The sequence below is a fragment of the Streptomyces sp. NPDC001750 genome (assembly GCF_042892615.1).
In the GTDB taxonomy this organism is placed as follows: Bacteria; Actinomycetota; Actinomycetes; order Streptomycetales; family Streptomycetaceae; genus Streptomyces.
The window spans coordinates 324,458-346,975 of record NZ_JBIAUE010000005.1; the positions used below are offsets into that span (position 1 = coordinate 324,458).

The 22,518-nt window shown below is 72.7% G+C and carries 23 protein-coding genes, 1 tRNA gene and 1 pseudogene; 12 read left to right on the forward strand and 13 right to left on the reverse strand.

Features of this window, described 5'->3' with window-relative positions; all coding sequences use genetic code 11:
- The first annotated feature begins 40 nt into the window (after positions 1 to 40).
- Positions 41 to 541 (forward strand): SRPBCC family protein, encoded by a 501-nt coding sequence (locus tag ACFYY6_RS11655; protein ID WP_351518545.1) that lies wholly within the window; start codon positions 41 to 43, stop codon positions 539 to 541.
- 246 nt (positions 542 to 787) lie between these two features.
- Here ACFYY6_RS11655 and ACFYY6_RS11660 read toward each other — a convergent pair whose 3' ends face one another.
- Positions 788 to 1,240 carry a DUF5709 domain-containing protein gene (locus ACFYY6_RS11660; protein WP_073782285.1) on the reverse strand — a complete coding sequence of 151 codons (453 nt, stop codon included), beginning with the start codon at positions 1,238 to 1,240 and terminating at the stop codon, positions 788 to 790.
- Positions 1,241 to 1,512: 272 nt separating this feature from the next.
- On the opposite strand from ACFYY6_RS11660, the gene ACFYY6_RS11665 reads away from it, so the two are divergent.
- On the forward strand, positions 1,513 to 1,743 hold the full coding sequence (locus ACFYY6_RS11665) for a DUF6296 family protein (protein WP_073782286.1): 231 nt from the start codon (positions 1,513 to 1,515) through the stop codon (positions 1,741 to 1,743).
- A gap of 98 nt (positions 1,744 to 1,841) precedes the next feature.
- On the opposite strand, the gene ACFYY6_RS11670 is transcribed toward ACFYY6_RS11665, so the two are convergent.
- From ACFYY6_RS11670 to ACFYY6_RS11680, 3 genes are all read right to left on the reverse strand, one after another.
- Entirely contained in the window at positions 1,842 to 2,264 is a 423-nt protein-coding gene (locus ACFYY6_RS11670; RefSeq protein ID WP_386609222.1) for a cold-shock protein, read from the reverse strand.
- A 112-nt stretch (positions 2,265 to 2,376) separates the two neighbouring features.
- The gene (locus tag ACFYY6_RS11675) at positions 2,377 to 3,252 is read right to left on the reverse strand and encodes a DMT family transporter (RefSeq protein WP_386609221.1); all 876 of its coding nucleotides are present in this window, start codon (positions 3,250 to 3,252) and stop codon (positions 2,377 to 2,379) included.
- A 205-nt stretch (positions 3,253 to 3,457) separates the two neighbouring features.
- A complete protein-coding gene (locus ACFYY6_RS11680) occupies positions 3,458 to 4,327 on the reverse strand; it encodes a helix-turn-helix transcriptional regulator (RefSeq protein WP_351518552.1) in 870 nt (289 codons plus the stop codon).
- A gap of 157 nt (positions 4,328 to 4,484) precedes the next feature.
- On the opposite strand from ACFYY6_RS11680, the gene ACFYY6_RS11685 reads away from it, so the two are divergent.
- Positions 4,485 to 6,167 carry an AMP-binding protein gene (locus tag ACFYY6_RS11685; RefSeq protein WP_351628774.1) on the forward strand — a complete coding sequence of 561 codons (1,683 nt, stop codon included), beginning with the start codon at positions 4,485 to 4,487 and terminating at the stop codon, positions 6,165 to 6,167.
- A 55-nt stretch (positions 6,168 to 6,222) separates the two neighbouring features.
- Positions 6,223 to 7,830 (forward strand): AMP-binding protein, encoded by a 1,608-nt coding sequence (locus tag ACFYY6_RS11690; RefSeq protein ID WP_351628777.1) that lies wholly within the window; start codon positions 6,223 to 6,225, stop codon positions 7,828 to 7,830.
- A 31-nt stretch (positions 7,831 to 7,861) separates the two neighbouring features.
- Here ACFYY6_RS11690 and ACFYY6_RS11695 read toward each other — a convergent pair whose 3' ends face one another.
- Positions 7,862 to 8,083, reverse strand: coding sequence for a hypothetical protein (locus ACFYY6_RS11695; protein ID WP_351628780.1), 222 nt, complete (start codon positions 8,081 to 8,083; stop codon positions 7,862 to 7,864).
- Between the two features lie 76 nt (positions 8,084 to 8,159).
- Entirely contained in the window at positions 8,160 to 8,711 is a 552-nt protein-coding gene (locus tag ACFYY6_RS11700) for a GNAT family N-acetyltransferase (RefSeq protein WP_389192836.1), read from the reverse strand.
- Between the two features lie 209 nt (positions 8,712 to 8,920).
- On the opposite strand from ACFYY6_RS11700, the pseudogene ACFYY6_RS11705 reads away from it, so the two are divergent.
- The 7 genes and pseudogenes from ACFYY6_RS11705 to ACFYY6_RS11735 all read left to right on the forward strand — a co-directional run.
- A pseudogene (locus ACFYY6_RS11705) lies at positions 8,921 to 9,106 on the forward strand (beta-propeller fold lactonase family protein); the annotation flags it as partial.
- A gap of 97 nt (positions 9,107 to 9,203) precedes the next feature.
- On the forward strand, positions 9,204 to 9,443 hold the full coding sequence (locus tag ACFYY6_RS11710) for a hypothetical protein (RefSeq protein WP_351518630.1): 240 nt from the start codon (positions 9,204 to 9,206) through the stop codon (positions 9,441 to 9,443).
- Positions 9,440 to 9,817: a helix-turn-helix domain-containing protein gene (locus tag ACFYY6_RS11715; RefSeq protein ID WP_351518562.1), complete on the forward strand. Its 378-nt coding sequence runs from the start codon at positions 9,440 to 9,442 to the stop codon at positions 9,815 to 9,817. Before ACFYY6_RS11710 ends, ACFYY6_RS11715 begins: the two co-directional genes overlap by 4 nt.
- A gap of 190 nt (positions 9,818 to 10,007) precedes the next feature.
- The gene (uraD, locus tag ACFYY6_RS11720; RefSeq protein WP_386609216.1) at positions 10,008 to 10,517 is read left to right on the forward strand and encodes a 2-oxo-4-hydroxy-4-carboxy-5-ureidoimidazoline decarboxylase; all 510 of its coding nucleotides are present in this window, start codon (positions 10,008 to 10,010) and stop codon (positions 10,515 to 10,517) included.
- A 45-nt stretch (positions 10,518 to 10,562) separates the two neighbouring features.
- Positions 10,563 to 10,967: a hydroxyisourate hydrolase gene (gene uraH, locus ACFYY6_RS11725; RefSeq protein ID WP_351628787.1), complete on the forward strand. Its 405-nt coding sequence runs from the start codon at positions 10,563 to 10,565 to the stop codon at positions 10,965 to 10,967.
- A gap of 7 nt (positions 10,968 to 10,974) precedes the next feature.
- Positions 10,975 to 11,922, forward strand: coding sequence for a factor-independent urate hydroxylase (pucL, locus tag ACFYY6_RS11730; protein ID WP_351518568.1), 948 nt, complete (start codon positions 10,975 to 10,977; stop codon positions 11,920 to 11,922).
- Between the two features lie 283 nt (positions 11,923 to 12,205).
- Positions 12,206 to 13,603: an 8-oxoguanine deaminase gene (locus tag ACFYY6_RS11735; RefSeq protein ID WP_351628789.1), complete on the forward strand. Its 1,398-nt coding sequence runs from the start codon at positions 12,206 to 12,208 to the stop codon at positions 13,601 to 13,603.
- A 360-nt stretch (positions 13,604 to 13,963) separates the two neighbouring features.
- On the opposite strand, the gene ACFYY6_RS11740 is transcribed toward ACFYY6_RS11735, so the two are convergent.
- Together ACFYY6_RS11740 and ACFYY6_RS11745 are read right to left on the reverse strand one after the other, a co-directional pair.
- Positions 13,964 to 14,272, reverse strand: coding sequence for an SH3 domain-containing protein (locus ACFYY6_RS11740; RefSeq protein ID WP_351518572.1), 309 nt, complete (start codon positions 14,270 to 14,272; stop codon positions 13,964 to 13,966).
- 261 nt (positions 14,273 to 14,533) lie between these two features.
- Positions 14,534 to 15,595, reverse strand: coding sequence for an amidohydrolase family protein (locus ACFYY6_RS11745; RefSeq protein ID WP_388652157.1), 1,062 nt, complete (start codon positions 15,593 to 15,595; stop codon positions 14,534 to 14,536).
- Positions 15,596 to 15,758: 163 nt separating this feature from the next.
- On the opposite strand from ACFYY6_RS11745, the gene ACFYY6_RS11750 reads away from it, so the two are divergent.
- Complete coding sequence (locus ACFYY6_RS11750; protein WP_389192841.1) at positions 15,759 to 16,751, forward strand: fibronectin type III domain-containing protein; 993 nt, start codon at positions 15,759 to 15,761, stop codon at positions 16,749 to 16,751.
- Positions 16,752 to 16,812: 61 nt separating this feature from the next.
- Here ACFYY6_RS11750 and ACFYY6_RS11755 read toward each other — a convergent pair whose 3' ends face one another.
- From ACFYY6_RS11755 to ACFYY6_RS11775, 5 genes are all read right to left on the reverse strand, one after another.
- Positions 16,813 to 17,970, reverse strand: coding sequence for a VWA-like domain-containing protein (locus tag ACFYY6_RS11755; protein WP_389192901.1), 1,158 nt, complete (start codon positions 17,968 to 17,970; stop codon positions 16,813 to 16,815).
- Between the two features lie 55 nt (positions 17,971 to 18,025).
- Positions 18,026 to 19,225, reverse strand: a complete 1,200-nt coding sequence (locus ACFYY6_RS11760; RefSeq protein ID WP_389192903.1) for a sigma 54-interacting transcriptional regulator — start codon at positions 19,223 to 19,225, stop codon at positions 18,026 to 18,028.
- Between the two features lie 74 nt (positions 19,226 to 19,299).
- Positions 19,300 to 21,075, reverse strand: a complete 1,776-nt coding sequence (locus tag ACFYY6_RS11765) for an ankyrin repeat domain-containing protein (protein WP_351628799.1) — start codon at positions 21,073 to 21,075, stop codon at positions 19,300 to 19,302.
- Positions 21,072 to 22,208, reverse strand: coding sequence for a gala protein (locus tag ACFYY6_RS11770; protein WP_351628880.1), 1,137 nt, complete (start codon positions 22,206 to 22,208; stop codon positions 21,072 to 21,074). The genes ACFYY6_RS11765 and ACFYY6_RS11770 overlap by 4 nt, the downstream gene beginning before the upstream one ends.
- 102 nt (positions 22,209 to 22,310) lie before the next feature.
- A tRNA-Arg gene (locus tag ACFYY6_RS11775) sits at positions 22,311 to 22,386 on the reverse strand.
- Positions 22,387 to 22,518 lie beyond the last annotated feature (132 nt).

Here is a 22,518-nt window from a genome sequence, read left to right on the forward strand (position 1 = left end):
TTGCCTACGGTGGGAGGGCAGGGGGTCGGAAGGAGCAGCCATGGACAAGCCGGAGTTCGTCTACGTCATCTACATCCAGACCACGGCCGAGCAGCTCTACCAGGCGCTGACCGACCCCGAGTCCATCAAGATCTACATGGGCGGATACGGCCCCGAATCGACCTGGGAGGTCGGCGCGCCGGTCCGCTGGAAGATGGACCCGGACGGCGAGTTCGAGGAGGTCGGGCAGCGCGTCCTGGCGGCGGAGCCCGGCAGGCGGCTCTCCTACACCTGGCACACCCTGCAGCCCATGCACCGTCAGATGTTCGACTTCGCCTCGGACGAGGAGTGGGAGAAGGCCGTCCGTGAACGGTCGAAGGTCGCCTTCGCCATCGAGCCCGCCGAGGAGCCCGAGATGGGCATCAAGCTGACGCTCACCCACGACGGCTTCGACAGTCCGGACAGCAGGATGCTGGAGGGCGTCAGCAGCGGCTGGGTCATGATCCTCTCGACGCTCAAGACCCTGCTGGAGGGCGGGAGGTTCCTCGACGAGCCGGAGTGAGGACCCGGAGTGAGGACGACGAGGGTGCTCGGGACAGGTTCCGGCCGAAGCGCACGACGGGGTGGCTGTGCGCGATGTGGGGATGCCGCGAGTGCGACGCGGTGCCGTGGCCGTGCGCGTCGTGGGACGCCGCGGGCGCGACGCGGTGCTGCGACCGTGCGCGATGCTGTGACCGTGAGGGCCGTCCGGGCTCCCGTCCGCCTCCGGGCATCCGGGGGCGGCCCGGAGCCGGACTCCGCTCGGAGCTCAGAGCTGGTTGTCCGGCACCACGTGCACGGCCGCTTCCTCGGCCGATGCCCCGGCGCCGTCGATCCCGACGTCCTCGGCCGCCAGGGTGTCCGGCTCGTCGATGTCCAGCTCCCGGGTGAGACGCCCGGCGCGTACCGCGCCGACCTCCCCGTCCCAGAGCTCGCCGTCACTGTCGGAGAGATCCCCCATGCCGTCGCCGTCGAGCGCGGTGATGTCGGGGAGCTCCCGGGCCAGACGGCTCTCCAGGGGCTCGCCGCTGTGCTGCTCGGCGGCCGTGGTGCCCAGGTCCTCCACCGCCCACGGTCGCTCGGGCGGGGAGTAGCCCTCGTCGAGCAGGTCGGTCAGCCCGCGGTTGTCGAGGGTGTCCTCGATGTCGAGCTGCTCGGGGAGGTCGGATGCCTCCGGCTGCTGGGGCTGGTAGACATCGTCCCCCATCTCGGCGTCCTTCATGGTCTGTCCCTTCCCGGTTCCGGGACCCCGGTCCTGCGCGCCGGACACATGACTCGGGCGGAACGGGTCGTACGCGCTGAAACGTGCGCGTCTACGGCATATACGCAATGAGTGCCTCAAGACCGCCGAAGCGTCCTTATGGGTACAGGATAAGTGGCCCCGGCAGGAGTCCGCAGCCGTTCGTCCCCTGGGCGCGGACGGCCGGTCCGAGGGACCATGGACGTGTGGCCGGCGGGCCATGTCCTGCCCCCATCGGTGTCGGGAGAGCTGCCATGGATTACCCGGAGAGTTACGAGCTGGTGTTTCAGTCCTCCGCCGTGGAGGACGACACGGTGACCGTCCGGCGCACCGAGCGCTCGGGCGCGGGTGGGTACCCGATCTACGAAGACGAGACCGGGATCGTACGCGCGGAGATCAGTGACCGGGGAGAGGTGCGCATGCTGGCCAGTGGCGGACACCAGGTCCTCGGCACGCCGCTGGTGGTGCGCGAACCGAGCGCCTGACCCGCCTACGGACCCGCCCGGGGACCGTTCCCCGGGCGGGTCCGTGCGGCACGGGACGGGTCACCGGACGCGGGCCCGGGTCCGGCACGCGGGTCCGGTCAGCCCTCGGTCCAGCCGTGGTTCTTGGCGAACTGGAGCAACGCGCCCCGGACCTGGAGGATCTGGGCACCCGTCAGCGTCGGTGCCGACTCCAGCAGGATGTCGGTCACCTCCCTGGTGAACGCGGCCGAGCTGAGCACGTCGCACAGAGCGTCGTCGTCCGTCGACCCCGCGTGAGAGGCGGTCGGCCTCGGAGGGGTCAGCGGCTTGCCGTCGGGCCCCTCGGCGAGCCGGACGGACGACGCCTTCAGCCCGCGGTCACCGTCCTCGATCTCGAACTCGACCAGAGTGCCCGTGTGCACATAGGACTCCGGGATCAACATGTCGTTCACATGCAGGAAGACGTCCTCACCGCCGTGATCGGGCGCGATGAAGCCGTATCCCCGAGCGCTGTCGAATCGCACCACGCGACCAGAAACCACACCAACCCCCAAAGAAGAACCGGGCCCCTCGCCCGTCGCCACACATGGCTCGACGGGAGAATAGCCCCGGCGGTCGCGCGGCGCGACCCGGCCCGGGAATCGCGCCGCCCGCTCACCGGAGCCGGCGCGGTTCCGGCGGCGCGGCCCCGGAGGCCAGCGGGGAGCGGGCCAGCACGATGCTGCCCACCGTGATCATCCCGAGTGCGACCAGTTCCGGCACCAGCCACCACCCGGTGCGCAGCCGCTCGTCGAACAGCGTCACCCCGTACAGCACGCTGATCAGTGCGTCACCCAGGGTCAGCGGCGGCTGGACCGCGACCAGCATGCCCGCCTGGAGGGCGTTCTGGAGCAGGAACAGTGCGGCCACCCCCGCCGCGGCGGTGGCGTACAGCTGCCAGGACGCCAGCAGCGCCACCGCCCCGCCCCCGCCCCGGAGCCGCGCCGTGGCGTCCTTCATGAGCGCAGCCGTGAGGGCGTACCCGCACGCGGCGGCGAGACCGAGCAGCGCGCCCCGGGCGTTGCCGCGGACACCGAGCGCCGTACCGATCAGCGCCGCCTCGAAGAGTCCGGTCAGGATCAGCGCCGGAATCCAGACCGCTCCCCGCACCGCGGCGCCGTCGCCCTGCGGAGCCGCCGAGATCATGCCCAGGGCCAGCCCCAGGGTCATGGCCGCCACCGCGTACCAGAGCGAGGCGGGCAGCCGGACCCGCATGACGAATCCCGCCATCAGCAGCGTGGCGGGCAGCTCGATCACGAAGATCGGCTGAACCACGGCGATCGGCCCGGTGGCCAGGGCCACGGCCTGGCAGACGGCCGCGACGATCACCAGAGCGATGCCGGCGAGCCAGGTCCGACGGCGCAGCAGGTGCCCGATCAGCGACAGCCGCATCGCCTCGCTGTCGGGGACGGTGCGCGCGGCCCGGCGCTGGAGGACGGAGGCCGCGCCGTTGGTGAGTGCGGTCAGGACGGCGAACAGGACACTGATCACCCGCTCATGATGCGGGCGGCCGACCCGCGATCCCCGGTCCCGCGCCCCTCCGGGATGGCGGGCCGCACGGAGCGGGGCAGACCCCGGCCCCGGGCGTGTCTCCCGCGTCCGGTTCCGGCGGCGTACCGCTCATCCTGCCCCGGCGGGGCCCGTCCTCCGCCCGCCCGGACGAGGTGCCGCCCCGGTCACGCGGACCGGGCGGACCTCACGGCAGCAGCCCCGCGCGCCGCGCCGCCACCACAGCCTCCAGACGCGTGTGCGCCCCCAGCTTGCGCATCGCCGAACGCAGATACCCCTTCACCGTCTCCGGGCGCAGCCCCAGCCGCTCCGCCGCCACCGCGTTCGTCGTGCCCGCTGCCACGCAGGCCAGTACGTCCAGTTCGCGCGGCGCCAGCCGCACCTCGCACCGCCGCGGATTCCCGGCGCCCGCCCCCGGCCCCGATCCGGACCCGGCCGCCGAGGCGAGCCGCCCGCACACCGCGAGCAACTGCTCGCGCAGCGCGGGGTCGACGACCTTCGGGACCAGGATGCGCAGCTCGCGATGGGCCTCGCGGACGTCCTCCCACGCCCCCGGGGGCGCGGACCCGGCGTCGGTGAGCTGCTCCCGCGTGACGGCCAGGAGCCGCTGCACCTCGTCCCGGACGACCAGGGCCTGCTCCACGTCGCGGGCCGCGGCCACCGCCGCGTCGAACGTGCGGTCCCCGAGCGTGACCGGCTCGCGCAGCGCCCCGTACAGCAGACCGCGTACCTTGCGCCGTACGACGACGGGCACCGCGACCACGGAGTGCAGCCCCTCCGCCGCGACCGCCATGTCGTACTCGTGGCTGATGTGGCGGGAGGCGCGGTAGTCGGTGACCGCGCACGGCCGGGACAGGGCGATCGACTTCCCGCCCAGGCCGCTGCCCGCCGAGATGACGAGCCCGCGCAGGGCGCCGGTCTGCGCCCCGTTCAGCTCCGCGATCCGGGCATGGCGGGCGTCCGAGAGCAGCCCGCCGAAGGCGATGGGCAGCCCACTGGTCCGGCGCAGCCGCAGCAGGGCCGCCCCCATGTCGACGGCATTGTCGGGTTCCGGCACGCTGACGCCTCTCTGCCCGGCCGACGGCCGGACACCGCCGGTTCGAAGACACGGCCCAGGTGGCCCGCTCGGCGCACCCCCGTTCGGGGGTGGTGAGATCTGGGTCACTGTTTACATGATGTTAAGCGACCGGTCCGGTCCGCAATGAGGAGGGCACATGTCGGCAACCAGCGCGACGGAGACGTTCCGGGCCGCCCGGGACTTTCTGCTGCGTCACCGCGAGGACTACCAGGCGGCCTACGAGGGTTTCCGCTGGCCCAGGACCGATCACTTCAACTGGGCGCTCGACTGGTTCGATGTGATCGCGGAGAACAACGACCGGACCGCCCTGCACATCGTGGAGGAGGACGGCGACCGCACCGAGGTGTCCTTCGCGCGGATGTCCGCGCGCTCCAACCGGGTCGCGAACTGGCTGCGCGCCCAGGGCGTCCGGGCCGGGGACCGGATCCTCGTCATGCTCGGCAACCAGGTCGAACTGTGGGAGACGGCCCTCGCCGCGATGAAGCTGCGCGCCGTCGTCATTCCCGCCACCCCGCTCCTCGGCCCGGCCGACCTGCGGGACCGGGTGGAGCGCGGCCGGGTCCGGCACGTGCTGGTGCGGGACACCGACACCCCCAAGTTCGACGAGGTGCCCGGCGACTACACCCGGATCGCCGTGGGCGCGGACGTGCCGGGCTGGCTGCCGTACACGGGGGCCGACGGTCACCCGGAGACGTACCGGGCGGACCGGGAGACGGACGCCGACGAGCCACTGATGCTCTACTTCACCTCCGGCACCACCGCCAGCCCCAAGCTCGTCGAGCACACCCACGCGTCCTACCCCGTGGGCCACTTGTCGACGATGTACTGGATCGGTCTCAAGCCGGGGGACGTCCACCTCAACATCTCCTCGCCCGGCTGGGCCAAGCACGCCTGGTCGAACCTCTTCGCGCCCTGGACCGCCGAGGCGACCGTCTTCATCTTCAACTACACCCGCTTCGACGCGGCACGGCTGATGGCCGAGATGGACCGCTCAGGGGTCACCAGCTTCTGCGCCCCGCCCACCGTCTGGCGGATGCTGATCCAGGCCGACCTCGCCCAGCTGAAGAACCCGCCGCGCGAGGTCGTGGCGGCCGGGGAGCCGCTGAACCCGGAGGTCATCGAGACGGTGCGGCGCGTCTGGGGCGTGACCATCCGGGACGGCTTCGGCCAGACCGAGACCTCCGTGCAGGTCGCCAACACCCCCGGCCAGCTGCTGAAGGCCGGGTCGATGGGGCGGCCCAGCCCGGGATTCCGGGTCGAGCTCCTCGACCCGGTGACCGGTGAGCCCGGCGCGCTCGAGGGCGAGATCTCGCTGGACCTGTCGGACCGCCCGGTGGGCCTGATGACCGGCTACCACGGCGACCCGGAGCGGACCGCGCAGGCGATGGCGGGCGGCTACTACCGCACCGGGGACATCGGCTCCCGGGACCTGGACGGCTACATCACCTACGTCGGCCGGGCCGACGACGTCTTCAAGGCGTCCGACTACAAAATCTCGCCGTTCGAGCTGGAGAGCGCGCTGCTGGAGCACGAGGCGGTCGCCGAGGCCGCGGTCGTGCCGGCCCCCGACCCGATGCGCCTCGCCGTGCCGAAGGCGTACATCGTGCTCGCGGAGGGCTGGGAGCCCGGACCGGACACCGCGAAGATCCTCTTCGAGCACTCCCGTTCGGTCCTCGCCCCGTACAAGCGCGTGCGCCGACTGGAGTTCGCCGATCTGCCCAAGACCGTCTCCGGCAAGATCCGCCGCATCGAACTGCGCGAGCGCACGGCCCGGGGAACCGGCGCCGGCGCCGAGTACGCCGAGGGGGACTTCCGATGAACGGGCCGTCCCGCGCGCACGTCAACGCAACCGAGTACGTCGAGGGGGACCTGGCATGAGCGAACTGTCCTACGCGCACGGCACCGGCACCACGCCGCTGCTCGGCGACACCATCGGACGCAGTCTCGACCGCGCCGTCGAGGCGTTCGGCGACCGCGAGGCGCTGGTCGACGTCGCCTCCGGGCGGCGCTGGACGTACGCCGAGTTCGGCGCGGAGGTCGACGAGCTGGCCCGCGCGCTGATGGGGGCGGGCGTGGCCAAGGGCGACCGGGTCGGGATCTGGGCGGTCAACTGCCCGGAGTGGGTGCTCACGCAGTACGCCACGGCCCGGATCGGCGCCGTCATGGTCAACATCAACCCGGCCTACCGGGCGCACGAGCTGAAGTACGTGCTGGAACAGGCCGGGATATCCCTCCTGATCTCCTCGCTCGCGCACCGCACCAGCGACTACCGCGCCCTCGTCGGCCGGGTCCGCGCCGACTGCCCCGATCTGCGCGCCGTGCACTACATCGGCGATCCCTCGTGGGACGAACTCCTGGCTTCGGCGGCATCGGTGACGAGTGATCAGCTCGCCGCCCGCGAGGCCGGGCTGTCCTGCGACGACCCGATCAACATCCAGTACACCTCCGGCACCACCGGATTCCCCAAGGGCGCCACGCTCTCCCACCACAGCATCCTCAACAACGGGTATTTCGTGGGGGAGATGATCGCCTACACCGAACAGGACCGGGTCTGCCTGCCGGTCCCGTTCTACCACTGCTTCGGCATGGTGATGGGTAATCTCGCCACCACCTCGCACGGCGCCTGCATCGTGATCCCGGCCCCCGCCTTCGAGCCCGCGGCGGTGCTCGCCGCCGTGGAGCAGGAACGCTGCACCTCGCTCTACGGCGTGCCCACGATGTTCATCGCGGAGCTGAACCTCCCCGATTTCGCCTCGTACGACCTGTCCTCGCTGCGCACCGGGATCATGGCCGGATCGCCGTGTCCGGTCGAGGTGATGAAGCGAGTCGTCGCCGAGATGCACATGGAGGAGGTGTCCATCTGCTACGGGATGACGGAGACCTCGCCGGTCTCCACCCAGACCCGCCGGGACGACGACCTGGAGCGGCGCACTGGCACGGTCGGCCGGGTCATGCCGCATCTGGAGGTCAAGGTCGTCGACCCGGTGACGGGGGTGACCCTGGAGCGCGGCACGGCGGGCGAGCTGTGCACCCGCGGCTACAGCGTGATGCTCGGCTACTGGCAGGACCCCGAGCGCACCGCCCAGGTCATCGACCCCGGCCGGTGGATGCACACCGGGGACCTCGCGGTGATGCGCGAGGACGGCTATGTGGAGATCGTCGGCCGGATCAAGGACGTGATCATCCGGGGCGGCGAGAACGTGTACCCGCGGGAGGTCGAGGAGTTTCTCTACGGCCATCCGAAGATCGCGGACGTGCAGGTGGTGGGCGTGCCGGACGACACCTACGGCGAGGAGGTCCTCGCCTGCGTCATCCCGAGGGACCCGGCGGACCCGCCGACCCTGGACGAGGTGACGGAGTTCTGCCGCGAGCAGCTGGCGCACTACAAGATCCCGCGGGGCCTGCGGATCATGGAGTCCTTCCCGATGACGGTCAGCGGGAAGGTCCGGAAGATCGAACTGCGCGAGGGCTACGGCGCGTAGGAGCAGCGGTCCCGGTCGCGACCGGGGGCGGTCAGGCGGCCTCGATGATGTCGCCGGCCGAACCCCGGGTGGCGGCCGCCCACTCGATCAGCAGCACCTCGTAGGCGGCGGACTCCACGGGGGACCACTCCTGCCCGGCCCGCGCGTCGACCAGCGCCCGTATCGCCTGGTTCGCCTCGGCGGCGGACGTAAGGGATGAACGGGCCGGGCGCGAGGGGTCGGTGGACGGTACGTGTCGTGGAGTTAATGCCATGTACCCCACCTTAAGGCCCGCCACCGACAATCCCCCGAACATTTGTGGCCCATGGCCCGAACGTGACCGATTGCACTCAGCGTTGCCGCTCGACTCCGGCGGGTCGAGGGGTGCCGGTGTGCGGTGCGTCGCGCCGCATGCAGACCCTCGGCCACCGGTCCAGACCGTGTTCCGCCTCCGCCGCCCTGATCTTCCGCAGCCCGTCGGTGAGTTCGGCATCGTCCAGCACGCGGAAGCCGAGCCGTGCGTAGTAAGGGGCGTTCCACGGCACGTGACGGAACGTCGTCAGCGTGAGCGCGTCCAGGCCCCGTCCCGCCGCCCAGTGGGCGAGATGGTCGATGAGCCCGCTGCCCAGCCGGCGCCGGGCGGCGGACGGGTGGACGGTGACCTGTTCGATGTGGGCCGCGCCGTCGACCTCGTCGGCGATCAGATAGCCGACCGGGCGGTCGGCGACGTCCACCGCCACCCAGGCGCGCCCCGCGCGCCGGTAGTCCTCCAGCAGGTCGAGCGGCAGGGGATCGTCGTCCGCGATCGCGGCCATGCCGAGCGCGCGGAACGGTTCGCCTGCGGCCCGTTCCATGTCCTGGAGCAGTGGCAGATCGGAGGGGCGGGCGGTACGGATGAGCATGCGCCCAGTATGGCGCCCGGGGCGACGGGCGCACCGGCCGGTGCCCCGGGGCGTGCGCCGGGCGTTCCTCGGGAAGGCGTACCGGGCGGTGTCCGGACACCGCGGTCTCAGGCGCCGGGGCCGATCAGGTCCTCCGCCGGGCCGTTGACCGGCCGCGGCGTTCCCATGCGGCCCCGGGTCCGGACCGCGCCGCGCCCCGGGTCCGGACCGCGCCGCGCCCCGGGTCCGGACCGCGTCACCTCACGTTCCATCCGGGCGGGCGGTTCGCCCACCTGGCCTGCGAACTCGACGGCACCACCGTCGTCTGCGGCTTCGACCCCGCCACGGGCGTCCTCTCCCCGGCCGCCCCGCAGTCCACCGGCGCCGGCGGCGGACGGGCGGACGGCGCTGCTTTCGAAACACGTCCTCGTCGGGGACACGTTAGGGTCGGGCGCCGGACGGCCGGTCCCCCCGGGCACGGCGAACGCGAGTGGAGGCACAGTGCGCCTGAGAGTGGAGTTCACCACGGAGCCCTTCGATCTCGACGAGGCGCCCGCCCACGCGGTCGTGGCCCGCGAGGTCATCCGGGCGGCCGAACTGGACGCCGTGGACGTCGGCCCCTTCGGCAACACGGCGGAGGGCGGCGCCGACCAGGTGCTCGGCACGGTGGACACCCTGCTGCGCAGCGTCCTCGCCTCGGGCGCGACCCGGGTTTCGCTCCAGGTCAACGTCATCGGGGAGGACGCCAAGTGACCACCCGCGCGGACCACCCCCTCGTCGCGGCGGTCAAGCCGCTCGTCGACGCCATGGGCGCCGAACTGCTCGGGCCCGACCAGGCCCAGGCCGACGACGTGGTGCTGGCCTGGGAGGGCGAGGACGTCGTCGCGGTCCGGCTGCCCCAGCTGTCGGAGTCGCTCGACCACATCCTGGCCGCGCTGGAACGCCGGTACGGGATGCCGCTGTCGGAGCTGGACCGCAGGGCCAAGCAGGCGGTGGTGCGCAGCCTGGAGGTGCGCGGCGCGTTCTCCGTGCGCCATGGTGTGGAGACGGTCGCGAGTGCGCTGGGCGTCAGCCGCTTCACCGTCTACAACTACCTGAACCGGGAAAACGCTTCCAGGGAGGGATAGTGGGAGACCTCGGCGGCCGGGAGCCGTCGGGCGTGGGTGGGGCCGTCGTCCGGATCCTCGGACGTCGGCCCCACGCATTCGCGTAATTTCAACAAAGTGTTGACGTTGTGTTGCGGAGGGCGTTAGCTATGCGCAGCCCGACCGACGCGGAGCGACGAGTCGCACCGCGAGAACAGCCACGGAGGCTCCCGTGACTTCGAGCTCCACACCGGGCCTGGCCCGGTTCAACACCCTGGCGGAAGACGAGGCCACCGCCGCTCTGCACGAGGTGTGCGCCAGTAGGACATGGGGGAGAGCGATCCTCTCCCGACGCCCCTACGCCGACGTCGAAGTCCTTCTTCGCTCCAGTGACGCCGCCACGGCCGCGCTGACCGCGGGGGACCTGGCCGAGGCGATGGCCGGTCACCCGCCGATCGGCCGCCCGAGGCCCGGCGACCCGGTCTCCTCCCGCGAACAGCGGGGGATGGCCGGGGCCCCGGAGGAACTCAGGGCCGAGATGCTCGAACTGAACCTGGCCTACCAGGAACGGTTCGGACACGTCTTCCTGATCTGCGCCACCGGAGCCACCGGTGAACAGATGCGCGACGCCGTGAAGTCCCGGATCGGGAACTCGCCGGAGGAGGAACGCGAACACGTGCGCACCGAGCTCGGCAGGATCAACCGCATCCGGCTCACCCGCCTCGTCACGGAAGACACGTAAAACGGAAGACAGGTAACACGCCGTCACGGAAAGAGAGTGAAGGTCTTGAGCACCTCCGCCACCGCATCGGTGTCCACCCACATCCTGGACACCAGCGTCGGCCGCCCCGCCGCGGCCGTCGCCATCCGGCTCGCCGCCCGTGGCGGGAGGGACGCCGCGTGGACCGCGCTCGGCGGCTCCGCCACCGACGCGGACGGCCGCTGCAAGGACCTGCCGGCACTGCCGGAGGGCACCACCCACGTACGGCTCGACTTCGGCACCGAGGCGTACTTCGCGTCGCACACCGCCGACAAGAGGCCGGCCGAGGCACAGCAGGACGCCCCCCGCGCAAGGGACAGCGGCGTGTTCTTCCCCGAGGTGGCGATCACCTTCGCCGTCGTCCCGGGCGAGCACTATCACGTACCGCTGCTGCTCAACCCGTTCGGCTACTCCGTCTACCGAGGGAGCTAGCACCGACATGACCACCGATTCCCCCCGCACCCGCCCTGTGATCCTCGGCCAGAACCAGTACGGCAAGGCGGAGAACCGCGTCGTCAGGATCACTCGGGACGGCGACACCCACCACATCAAGGACCTGAACGTCTCCGTCGCCCTCTCCGGCGACATGGAGGACGTCCACTACTCCGGCTCCAACGCCCACGTCCTGCCGACCGACACCACCAAGAACACGGTGTACGCGTTCGCCAAGAAGCACGGCATCGAATCCGCCGAGCAGTTCGGCATCCACCTCGCCCGCCACTTCGTGACGTCCCAGGAGCCGATCAAGGTCGCCCGGATCCGGATCGAGGAGTACTCCTGGGAGCGCATCGCCACCTCGGACGCGAGCGCGCGGTTCATCGGAGCCGACGAGGTCAAGCACTCCTTCGTCCGCCGGGGCCAGGAGACGCGCACGGCCCAGATCACCTACGACGGCGAGAAGTGGCAGATCATCTCGGGGCTCAAGGACCTCGTGGTGATGAACTCCACGCACTCCGAGTTCTGGGGCTATGTCAAGGACGAGTACACCACGCTCGAGGAGGCGCACGACCGCATCCTCGCCACCGAGGTCTCCGCCCGGTGGCGGTTCAACTGGACGGACGACGGGACGCGGATGCCCAACTGGGAGAAGTCCTACGAGCAGACCCGCAAGCACATGCTCCAGGCGTTCGCCGAGACGTACTCCCTCTCCCTCCAGCAGACCCTCTATCAAATGGGTTCGCGCGTCATCAACCACCGTGGCGAGATCGACGAGATCCGCTTCTCGCTGCCGAACAAGCACCACTTCCTCGTGGACCTGGAACCGTTCGGTCTCCAGAACGACAACGAGGTCTACTTCGCGGCGGACCGCCCGTACGGCCTCATCGAGGCCACCGTGCTGCGGGACGGCACCGAGCCGCGGATCCCGGTCGACATGACCAATCTCTGAGCCGATCTCCGGCGCGGCGCCGCGCCGGTCCCTCCGGGCGTCATCACCCCAGCGCTCATCGTCCACCATCCCGGAGCCCGCGGCCGCCCGGCCGTGGCACTCGAATCCTCCTGGACCGTGTCTTCGAAGTGCCGTCGGTCGGCCGGACGCCGCACGGCGGGCGGCACTTCGAAGACACGGCCCAGGACCTGTTCCCGAACCGCCGTCGCACGGCAGGCTCCGGTTCGAAGACAGACCCCAGGGTCCCGCCGCGCCCGTACCGCCGGACAGAGAGGGAAGCGCCATGGCCGCAACAGCAGTCCCCGAGCACGTGGAACGCATCGTCGTCGAGCACTGCGCGATCGCGACCGTCGACGCCGACGACACCGAGTACGCCTCCGGGCACGTCGTCGTCGCGGGCAATCGCATCGAGAGCGTCGGGGCCGGGCGGGCCCCCGGGGGCCTGGCGAACGTGGTACGCCGCATTGACGGCACCGGGCACCTGGTCACCCCCGGCCTGGTCAACACGCACCACCACTTCTACCAGTGGATCACCCGCGGCCTCGCCACCGACCACAACCTGTTCGACTGGCTCGTCGCCCTCTACCCGACATGGGCGCGCATCGACGAACCGATGGTCCGCGCGGCGGCGCGAGGCTCGCTCGCCATGATGGCCCGGGGCGGGGTCACCACCGCCATGGACCACCACTACGTCTACCCGCGGGGCGCCGGTGACCTGTCCGGTGCCATCATCGGGGCCGCCCGTGACATGGGCGTACGGTTCACCCTCGCCCGGGGCTCCATGGACCGGGGCGAGACGGACGGGGGACTGCCCCCGGACTTCGCCGTGGAGACCCTCGACGGCGCGCTCGCCGCCACCGAGGCGACCGTCGACGCCCACCACGACCCCTCGTTCGACGCGATGACCCGGATCGCCGTCGCCCCCTGCTCCCCGTTCTCCATCTCCACCGAACTCCTCCGCGAGGGCGCCGAACTGGCCCGCCGCAAGGGGGTGCGCCTGCACACCCACGGCTCGGAGACCGTGGAGGAGGAGAAGTTCTGCCATGAACTCTTCGGCATGGGACCGACCGACTACTTCGCGTCGACCGGCTGGCTCGGCGACGACGTGTGGATGGCGCACTGCGTCCACATGAACGACTCCGACATCGCCGCCTTCGCCCGCACCGGCACCGGCGTCGCGCACTGCCCCTCGTCCAACGCCCGGCTCGCCGCGGGCATCGCGCGCGTCCCCGACATGCTCGCGGCCGGTGTCCCGGTCGGCCTCGGCGTCGACGGCACCGCCTCCAACGAGTCCGGCGAACTCCACACCGAACTGCGCAACGCCCTCCTCGTCAACCGCCTCGGGACCCATCGGGAGAAGGCCCTGAACGCCCGTCAGGCCCTGCGTCTGGCCACGCACGGCGGCGCCCGGGTGCTGGGCCGCGCCGACGAGATCGGCTCCCTGGAACCCGGCAAGCTCGCCGACCTGGTGCTCTGGAACATGGACACCCTCGCCCACGCCTCCATCGCCGACCCGGTCACCGCGCTCGTCCTCGGCGCCGCCGCCCCGGTCACCCTCTCCCTCGTCGACGGCAGACCGGTCGTCGAGGACGGCCGCCTGATCACCGCGGACGAGGACGCGGTCGCACGTGCCACCCGCGACGAGGCCCGCCGCCTCGCGCGGATCGCCGCCGGGGCCTGACGCCCCGGAACACCCCCGTACCGGACGGCCGAGGGGGACGGCCCTCGGCCGGTACGCACCCCGGACGGCCGGGAGGCCGGGGAGGACGGTTCGGCCCCGGCGAGCCCGTCCGCCCCGGCGTCCGCGCACTGGCCAGCCGCCCCCGGGCGCACTGCCGTGCCCGGACACGAGCGCGGTCCGTACGGCGGCGCGCCGCGCACGCCGCGGTACGAGGATTCGGTGGCCGGTGCATCGGTACGACGAAGGCCGCCGGAACGTCACGAGGCCCCGCACCGCGTGGTGAGCGCGGTGCGGGGCCCGGCGGGGACGGGGCAGGGACGCTCGGACCTCAGCGGCCGAGGGTCCCGGGGCGCGGCGGCCTCAGCAGTTGAGGTAGGCCTTGTGGATCCAGACGCCGGTGCGCCCGCCCCACAGGTCGCCCATGACCCAGTTGCCCTGCGTGCCGCGCTTCTCGAGGTTCTGGCCCTTGTTCACCTGGCCCAGGACCGGATAGTCCGTGCCCGGTCCGCCGCGGAAGTTCACCCCGTTGTCGTTGACGGTGCAGACCGCGGCCGGCGCCTTCGCCGCGTGCGCGGCGACCGGGCTCTGCACGGCCTGGGCGGCGGGGCTGAAGGCCAGGCCCAGACCGGCGGTCAGGGCCGCCGCGGCCAGCGTCATCCTCTTGGTCATACGGTTCTCTCCTCCGTTCTCCGGCCCACTCCGCGTGAGCCGTTCGCCAGCCCCAACGGAGCCGCCGATCGACGGGTCACGGGCCCGGACGATCTCCGGGGGAGGAATGAAAGCGCAGGTCATATGACGTGCGCACCGGCGTACGCGGCCTACGGCGCGTACGCTCCTCGCGCCGGGCGACCGGAGGTTTGCCGGGCGGCCGGGGACACCACGGCCGCCCGGCTCAGGACGATCACGGTGCCGGTCCCAGGGGCGGCGCGCTCACCGCACCACGCGCCCCCGCAGCACGATCCGGCTCGGGTCCTCCAGAACGGCCGGTTCCCGTGTCGGATCGGCCGCGTACGCGACGACGTCGGCGGGCGCACCGTCCACGAGGCCCGGCAGCCCGAGCCAGGCCCGCGCGGTCCAGGACGCCGCCCCGAGCGCCGCCGTGGCCGACATCCCGGCCCGTACCAGCCAGGACATCTCGCCCGCGACCGTTCCGCACGGGAAGGAGTCGGTGCCCGCCAGGACCGTGACGCCCGCCTCGTGAGCCGCCCGCACGGTGCCGGGCATGACGTCCCAGCCCGCCAGCCACAGATCGCGGCGCACGCCCGGCTCCCGCGCCCGCATCTCGCCCGCCCGCGCCCCGAAGACGCTCAGCGTCGGGACGAACGCCGTGCCCTGCGCGGCCATCCGGTCGAGCAGCGCCGGGTCCAGATGCATCCCGTGCTCCAGGCTGTCGGCGCCCGCCAGCACGGCGTTGCGCGAGCCCTCGGTGGTCTGGCAGTGCACGGCGACCTTCCCGCCCACCGCGTGCACCGCCTCCACGACCGAGGTCAACAGCGGCAGCGGCACGGCCGGTTCGTCCTGCGCCCAGTCGCCGATCACCTTGCACCAGCCGGACGAGGCGGTGGCCTCCTCCACGGCGGCCCGCACCAGGTCGTCCTCGGTCACATCGCGCCCGAAGCCGGGGAAGAACCGGCCGGGAGTGGCCAGCCACCGCCCCGCCGACGTCACACGCGGCAGCTCCGGGTCCTCGTCCACCCACGCGGGCATCCGCGCCGCGGTGCCCGGGGTACGCACCGCCAACACCCCGGCGTCCCGGTGCTCACCCAACTGCTCGCGCAGCAGTTCCTCGTCGAACGGTTCGTCCGTCGACCGTGCCCCCGGATGGGTGTGCACGTCGACGAGTCCGGGCAGCAGCCAGCCGCCGTCGACGACCAACTCCGTGTCCCGCCGAGCGAGTCCGCCCGGCGGTGCGCCCTCGCGCAGCACCCCTCCGTCGATCCGGAACACCCGCTCCTCACGTTCCGGCAGCACGATTCCTCGTATGCACAACATCGGCCGACCGTACGTCACTTCCCTCGCCGCGCCCACGGATCACGCGGACGACCACACGCACACACCGGCACATTGCGGAACGTTCCGATCCGCCCTCTTGTCCGCGACCCCCGCACCGTGCGATACAGGTCTGGACCATTGCTGCCGGACGGAAGGCACGACCGTGCAACGCCCCCACACCACCGCCGCGCCGGCCTGCACCGCCGCCCTGCTCCTCGCCGCGCTCACCGCCTGCGGCTCCGCCCCGGAGGCGGACACCAGCGCGCCCACGGTGCCGAGCCATGTGACGGCCCAGGCCGGCAGCGCCACCTCCGTGCACGTCATGTGGGAGCGGGCGTCCGACGACAAGGCGGTCACCGGCTACGAGGTCTACCGCAGGACGGGGGAGGGCGGACCCGAGAAGGTGAAGTCCCTTCCCGCGGCCAGGGTCATGACCGACATCGACGGCCTGACCGCCTCGACCTCCTACACGTTCACCGTGCGCGCCCGCGACGCCGCCGGGAACCTCTCCGCGCCGAGCGCCGCCGCGACCGTCACCACCCCGGCCGCGACCCCCGCCGACCACGGGCCCCCGACCCGCCCGTCGAAGGTGCGCGGCACCGTGGACGGCGGCCGGGCGGTCGACCTGTCCTGGCAGCGCTCCACGGACGACGTCGGCGTCACCGCGTACGACATCTACCAGGAGGACGCACGGATCCACAGCGTGCCGGGCACCGAGACCACGGCCCATGTGACCGGGCTGCGCCCCGGCACCGTCTACACCTTCACCGTGCGCGCCCGCGACGCCGCCGACAACTCCTCGCCGGACAGCGAGGCCGTCGACCTCGCCACCGCGTCCGCGCCGGGCGCGCCCGCCAGCACAGCCCCCACCGACCTGCGGATCGCCATCCGGGCACAGGGCAAGGAGTACGCCATCGACCTGGACTGGGAGCAGCCGGAGACGGGCGGCGAGATCCCGGCGTACCAACTCTTCATGGACGGTAGACCGACCACCACGATCGTGTGGGGTTCGACCCCGCCCGCCGGCCGGGCGCACTACCGGCTCACCGTCACGGACCCGCGCGGCACCCGCTACTCCCTCAAGATCCGCGCCAAGCTGCCGGACGGGAAATGGGGTGACTTCTCCGCCCAGCGCACCGTCGTGCTGGGCGAGTGAGCCGGGCACGCAGGACACGTGGCGGCCGTCTTCGGGCGCCACCGGGGAGAACGACGGCGAGTCAGCCGGGGACGCGCACCGTCTCCACCCACTGCGGCGGCTGCGGGGCCTCCGCGCCGATGAGCGCCGCGACGAGCCGGCACGAGGGTGCCTCGTCCGGCCAGGGGGTGAAGCCGTCGGTGAGGACGACGACGATGTTCGGCCGGTCCCGGGCCGCGAGCGCGGCGGCGATGCCCACTCGCATGTCGGTGCCGCCGCCCCCGCCCAGGGTGACCTGCTCGGCGGAGGTCACCCGTGACACGCTCTGCACGTCCGCGTCGCAGGCCAGTACCGTGACCCGGTTGCCCCGGACGCCCACCTCCCGCAGCACACCGGTGACCTCGCCCAGCGCCGCGCCGAGTTCGTCGTCCCCCATCGACCCCGAGGTGTCGATGACCACGGCGACCCGGGGCAGTGGGCGGCGCAGGCTGGGCAGGACCACGCCGCGCAGCGCCGCACTGCGCCGGGAGGGACGCCGGTACGTGTAGTCCATCGCCCCGGCCGCCCAGGCCGCGGCCTCGCGGACGGCGCCCGCGAGCGCCTGCCGCCAGTCGATGCTGGGCTCCAGGATCTCGTCCGCCCAGCGCTCCCAGCCCGCCGGGAGCGTGCCCCGGGTGCGCCGATGGGCGCGCATGGCCTCCGCGGTGTGCCGCCGCAACGCCTGCGCCTCCACCGGGCCCAGGCTCGTCGGCCCCTCGCTCCCGGGCAGTTCCCAGGGCGTGGGCTGCCCGTGCGCGCCCGAACCGCAGTCGTGGGCGGGCGGCCCCGGCGGAATCGACGGCAGGTACTCCTCGAAGATCCGCCCGGTCGGCAGGCCGAAGAGACGGGGTTCCAACCGGCCCGCCGGCAGCGGCAGCCCGTCCGCGATCAGGTCGTCGTTGATCTCGCAGTCCTGCGCCACGTTGAGGCGGTGGTGGTCGCGCTGGTCGGCGGCGGACAGCCGTTCCGCGCGTCCGTGGTGGTCGCGCAGCAGATGCGCCACCTCGTGCAGCCACACCCCGGCCAGCTCCGTCACCGGCGTCGCCGCCACGAAGGCGGGGGACACGTAGCACCGCCAGTGCCGGTCCACGCCCATCGTCGGCACCCCGGTGCTCGGCACCACCGACAGCGCGTACAGCGCCGAGGCCAGATACGGCCGGTCGGTCGCCGCCCGGTAGCGGGCGGCGAGCAGCTTGGTCATGTCCAACTGGGCCCGCCCCGGGGCGGCTTCCGGCTTCGCCACCGCCGTACCCGCCTCAGCCGCTCTGGGGCAGCGCGCCGGACAGCTGGAGCAGTTCCACGAACGCGTCGATGCCCTCGGGCACCGGCCAGTCGGTGTCCCGCATCGACGCCAGGTCCACCGCCGCCCGCGCCGCCACGTCGGGCACGCCCGCGTCCACGGCCTTCGCCAGCACCGCCCAGCCCGCCTCCCAGCGCTTTTGGGTGAGATCGCCCTGGACGGCCGCCACGATCGCGATGAGGAACGCCAGTTGGCGGTCGCCGCGCTCCGGCAGGGCGAACGCGTCGGGGTTGGCCAGCACCCGGTCCGGGTCGGGCAGATCGAGGTTCTCCAGGTACGACAGCAGCTCGATGCCCGCGCCGTCGCCCACCGCCCCTGCCAGCGCGGCGGCGAGCGCCTCCCGCCCGACGCCCGTCGCGTACCCGGTGGCGAGCAGCCGCAGCGCCATGTCCCAGGTGCGCGGCGACGGCCAGGCCCGGCCCCGGCTCTCCGCGTCGGCGGGGATGTGGTGGACGAGACCGGGGCGCGCGGTGAGGAAGCCGGAGACCGCGCCGCGGGCCCGTGCCGCCGAACCCGGGACGCGGACGGCGTCGACGACCGGGACCGTCACCTCGGGCCAGGTACCGGCCATGCCGCGCGCCACCGTGCGCGGGTCGTGCGTCCAGTGCAGATGCACGAAGCGATTGGCGAGCGGCGGGCTGAGGTGCCACCCGTCCGCCGCACTCGACGGCGGGTTCGCCGCGGCCACGATACGCACCGACTCGGGCAACGTCAGGCTGCCCACCCGCCGTTCCAGCACGACACGCAGCAACGCCGCCTGCACCGCGGGGGGAGCGGACGACAACTCGTCGAAGAACAGCAGCCCCCGGCCCGCGCGCGCCAGCCGCACCGCCCAGTCCGGCGGGGCCATCGGCACCCCGGTCACGGCCGGGTCGTCGCCGACGACGGGCAGCCCGGCGAAGTCGGACGGCTCGTGCACGCTGGCGATGACCGTCTCCAGTCCGAGACCGAGCCCGGCGGCGAGCTGTTCCATGCCGGCCGACTTGCCGATCCCCGGCTCGCCCCACAGCAGGACGGGCTGATTGGCCGTCACGGCAAGTGCCAGGGCTTCGAGTTGAGGGTTGGTGGCGGCTTCCGTACGGGACGAGCGGAGCCGGCGGTTGAGCTCGTCGGCGGCGTCCAGCGGCCCCGGCGCGGCGGCCGGTGACGGTGTCACGGGTGGACGCCCCGCCGGGGCGGCGGGGGAGGGCGTCGCGGGCGGCTGCCCCGCGGTGTCATGGGCGACGGTGCTCACTCGTCCTCGTCCTCGCTCTCGTATTCCTCCCGCTCCTCCTGCCACTCGTCCCACCACTCGGCACCGATGCCTGGGTGCTCCTTCTCCACCCGTTCCCGGAGGAACTGAAGGTCCGTCCGGCGGTACATGCGGATCAGCTGGGCCAGCGAGAGCTCCATCTGGTCGGTGACGTCGATCCGTGCCCCGGCCTCGACCAGCGCCCGCACCAGCTCCGCCGAGCCCCGGTCGGCAACCGCCACGCAGAGCGGGGTGCGCTCCCGGTGGTCCGGCGCCTCCAGATCGAGACCGGCGTCCAGCAGCCGGGGCAGGAGCGGCTCGTGGTCCAGGAGGTGCAGCACATGGAGCAGGCTGCGCCGCCCGGCGTCCCGCACCCGGGGATCCACGCCCGCGTCCAGCAGCTCCAGCACCCCCGGGGTGTCGCCGTGCTGGGCGCGCAGGAAGAGGTCCCGCCGCTGGGCCCGCAGGGCCTTGGGGAGCCGGCCGGTGCCGGTGGTGCAGGAGTGCTCCACCGCGAAGCATCCGGTGACCGCGCCGCCGAAGGCACGCAGCGCGTTCTCGCGCTGCTGCTCCTGCACGCTGTGCGGGGTGGCGAGCCTTCCGTCCCGGAAGGCGACCTGGTGCCATTCCCCGCGGCACCGCACGCGTACCGGCGCGGGTGGCGTCGGCCCCGGTGGACCGGCCGGCTCCGTACCGGGGAACAGGGCCTTCGTGACCAGCGGGTGCAGCTGAGCGGGGGTCAGCGCACCGGTCCGCAACAGGTCGAGATCAGGCAGCCGCCGCCAGTACGCCGGAGGGAGGAAGGGCACGTCGGCGGCCGCGTCCCGTCCGACGAGCCTGATCCGCAGTCGTCCGTCGCCGTGGTCCCCCGCGAGCTCCAGCAGGATGCGGGCGTACCAGTCGCCGCTGATCTGGAGGCGGTCCGTCCCGTACAGATCGGCGAACCGTCGGGCCTCCGTCTCCAGACGGGCGACGTCCAGGGCCAGCCGTCCCAGGACCGATTCCGGCTCCGCCCGGTGCCACGACGGCGTGTCCGGCTCGGTCGTGTCCAGCTCGATCCCGGCCGCCGCGAGGGAGTCGGTGACCCGCCCCCGTTGGTGGAGCAACGTCACCCATTCGGCGTGGGCCACCGGGTCGGCCGTACCGGGGTCCGTGCCGGGCAGTTCGTCCGCCCCGAGCGGTGTGCCGTCGGCGCGGAGGAACGGCAATCGGTCCACACCGCCGACACGCGCGCGCAGTTCACCGGTGTGCCGCGCGTCCCACAGATACCGGCAGGCACGCCAGTCCATGGCCCCCGGGTGGAAGGCGTGCGAGGAGCCGTCGAGCCGCACCGATCCGAACCTCAGCGAGATCCGCTGCGGACCCTCGACCATCGGGGGAGTACGCAGGTACAGGTACGGGACGTCCGATTCGAGCGCGCCCTCCACGGCGCCGTAGCCCGCCAGGACCACGGTCAGGTCGGCGGCGAACGTGGAGCGCCCGCCCAGCACGCGCGGCAGATGCCAGCGCACCAGATCCGGCACCAGATGGCGCAGATCCTCTCCGAGCGCCGCGGCCACGTCGGGACCGTGCGTCGAGGCGACCTCCGACAGGTCGAAAGCCACGTCGAACAGGGCCGCCGCGCAGGCCCCCCGCCAGTCACCGGCAGCGCGCCGCTCGGCGGACGCCTCGATCATCCAGCGGGGCACCGCGTACCGGCGCACCTGCCGCAGGCTCGCCGTCTCCTCCGGATCGAAGAAATTCGTCCCCGCGTCCTGCTCCGCCTTCGGGCTCACCGGTAGACGCTCCTGACCGCGAGCAGGTCCGCGTGGGCGCCGCGCTCCGGGCGCAGTCGCGCCGCGAAGGAACGCTTCACCCGGCGGGGCAGACCGGGGCCCAGCCCCACGTACTCCAGGGAGGACCGGGAGTCGACGGCGGCCAGCAGGGTCTTCGCGCCCCGTCCGGTGAGCCCGGTGTGGCGCAGCTCCAGCCGTCGCAGCGGACTGCCGTGCAGCGCCCCTGCCAGCGCGTCGGCGCCGGCGTCACCGGTGAGGTTGGAGCTGGCCCCCAGGGTCCGTTCGGACAGCGGACGGCCCAGATCGAGCGCCTCGATCCCGTCGAGCGCTTCGGCCAGGGCGCGCGCCCCGTCGGGCCCGATCCCGTTGCCGCCGAGGCCGAGCCGGACGGGCCGGGCGGGGTCGGCGGCGGCGGCGAGCACGGCGGTACCGGTGTCACCGAGGTGGTTGGACGGCAGGTACAGCTCCCGCACCCCCGCGTCCCGGATCAGGGCGGCGAGCAGCGGCGCGGCGTCGGGGCCGAGCCCATTGCCGCCGAGGAACAACCGCTCGACCGGCCGGGACCGTTCGGTGAGTACGGAGAGGAGCGCGGCGAGGCCCTCCGTGGAGAGCCCGGTGTTGACCAGGTCCAGGGTGCGCAGCGTGGTGTTGCCGCGCAGCATCGCCGCGAGCGCCCGGACACCGGCGTCGCCCACGGGGTTGCGCTTCAGCCACAGCGCCCGCACGGTGTCGTCCCCGGCGAGCGCGTCGGCGAGCGCCGAGGCCCCGTCGGCTCCGATCCGGTTGCAGCCGAGGTAGACGGTGCGCAGTCCGTGCCCGTCGGCCGCGAGCGCGTCGGCGACGGCCCGCGCCCCCTCGTCGCCCAGCGAGTTGGTGCCGAGCAGCACGTGCGCGGCGTGCGGGGACCGCGCGGTGGCGGGCATCACCCGGGCCGCACCCGCCACACCGAGCCCCTGCTTGCACAGATCGACCCGTCCGTCCGCCCGCAAGGAACCGAGCGCGAAAGTCTCGTCCGCCTCGACCGGACGCGCCGAGCCCAGCCGCTCCAGCAACGGATCCAGCAGTGCCGGGTCGGCGAGCGGAATGTCCGGGTGCTCGATCGCGGGACAGCGCACGGGCATCGGCTGCAACATCACTACTCCCAGGTCCCCGTCGGCACCCGGTCCGGAGGGGACGACCGGGGTCTCCGCCCGCTCGGGACGAACCGACGCCATCGACTCCGCTCCACGAAAAGGTGGCAAGGCCGGTCGGATTCGAACCGACGTCCTCCAGCTCGATGCTAGGGCGCGACGACCTCTGCGCTACAGCCTTGCCATGCGTGATCATAGCGACTGCCGAGCCGAATTCGCACACCAGTCCTGTATTTGGTGCCGGCAGCTGCTGAAGCGCGGGCCGCGCACGGGCTCGGTCGGCCGTCGGACCGCCGTCTGTCGTCCGCTGCCG

Coding starts and splice junctions, on each gene's coding strand:
- ACFYY6_RS11665 (WP_073782286.1), top strand. CDS start 1,513: ATGGATTACCCGGAGAGTTACGAGCTGGTGTTTCAGTCCTCCGCCGTG.
- ACFYY6_RS11655 (WP_351518545.1), top strand. CDS start 41: ATGGACAAGCCGGAGTTCGTCTACGTCATCTACATCCAGACCACGGCC.
- ACFYY6_RS11745 (WP_388652157.1), bottom strand. CDS start 15,595: ATGTTGTGCATACGAGGAATCGTGCTGCCGGAACGTGAGGAGCGGGTG.
- ACFYY6_RS11735 (WP_351628789.1), top strand. CDS start 12,206: ATGGCCGCAACAGCAGTCCCCGAGCACGTGGAACGCATCGTCGTCGAG.
- pucL (WP_351518568.1), top strand. CDS start 10,975: ATGACCACCGATTCCCCCCGCACCCGCCCTGTGATCCTCGGCCAGAAC.
- ACFYY6_RS11685 (WP_351628774.1), top strand. CDS start 4,485: ATGTCGGCAACCAGCGCGACGGAGACGTTCCGGGCCGCCCGGGACTTT.
- ACFYY6_RS11700 (WP_389192836.1), bottom strand. CDS start 8,711: ATGCTCATCCGTACCGCCCGCCCCTCCGATCTGCCACTGCTCCAGGAC.
- ACFYY6_RS11740 (WP_351518572.1), bottom strand. CDS start 14,272: ATGACCAAGAGGATGACGCTGGCCGCGGCGGCCCTGACCGCCGGTCTG.
- ACFYY6_RS11770 (WP_351628880.1), bottom strand. CDS start 22,208: ATGTTGCAGCCGATGCCCGTGCGCTGTCCCGCGATCGAGCACCCGGAC.
- ACFYY6_RS11755 (WP_389192901.1), bottom strand. CDS start 17,970: ATGACCAAGCTGCTCGCCGCCCGCTACCGGGCGGCGACCGACCGGCCG.
- ACFYY6_RS11660 (WP_073782285.1), bottom strand. CDS start 1,240: ATGAAGGACGCCGAGATGGGGGACGATGTCTACCAGCCCCAGCAGCCG.
- ACFYY6_RS11690 (WP_351628777.1), top strand. CDS start 6,223: ATGAGCGAACTGTCCTACGCGCACGGCACCGGCACCACGCCGCTGCTC.
- ACFYY6_RS11695 (WP_351628780.1), bottom strand. CDS start 8,083: ATGGCATTAACTCCACGACACGTACCGTCCACCGACCCCTCGCGCCCG.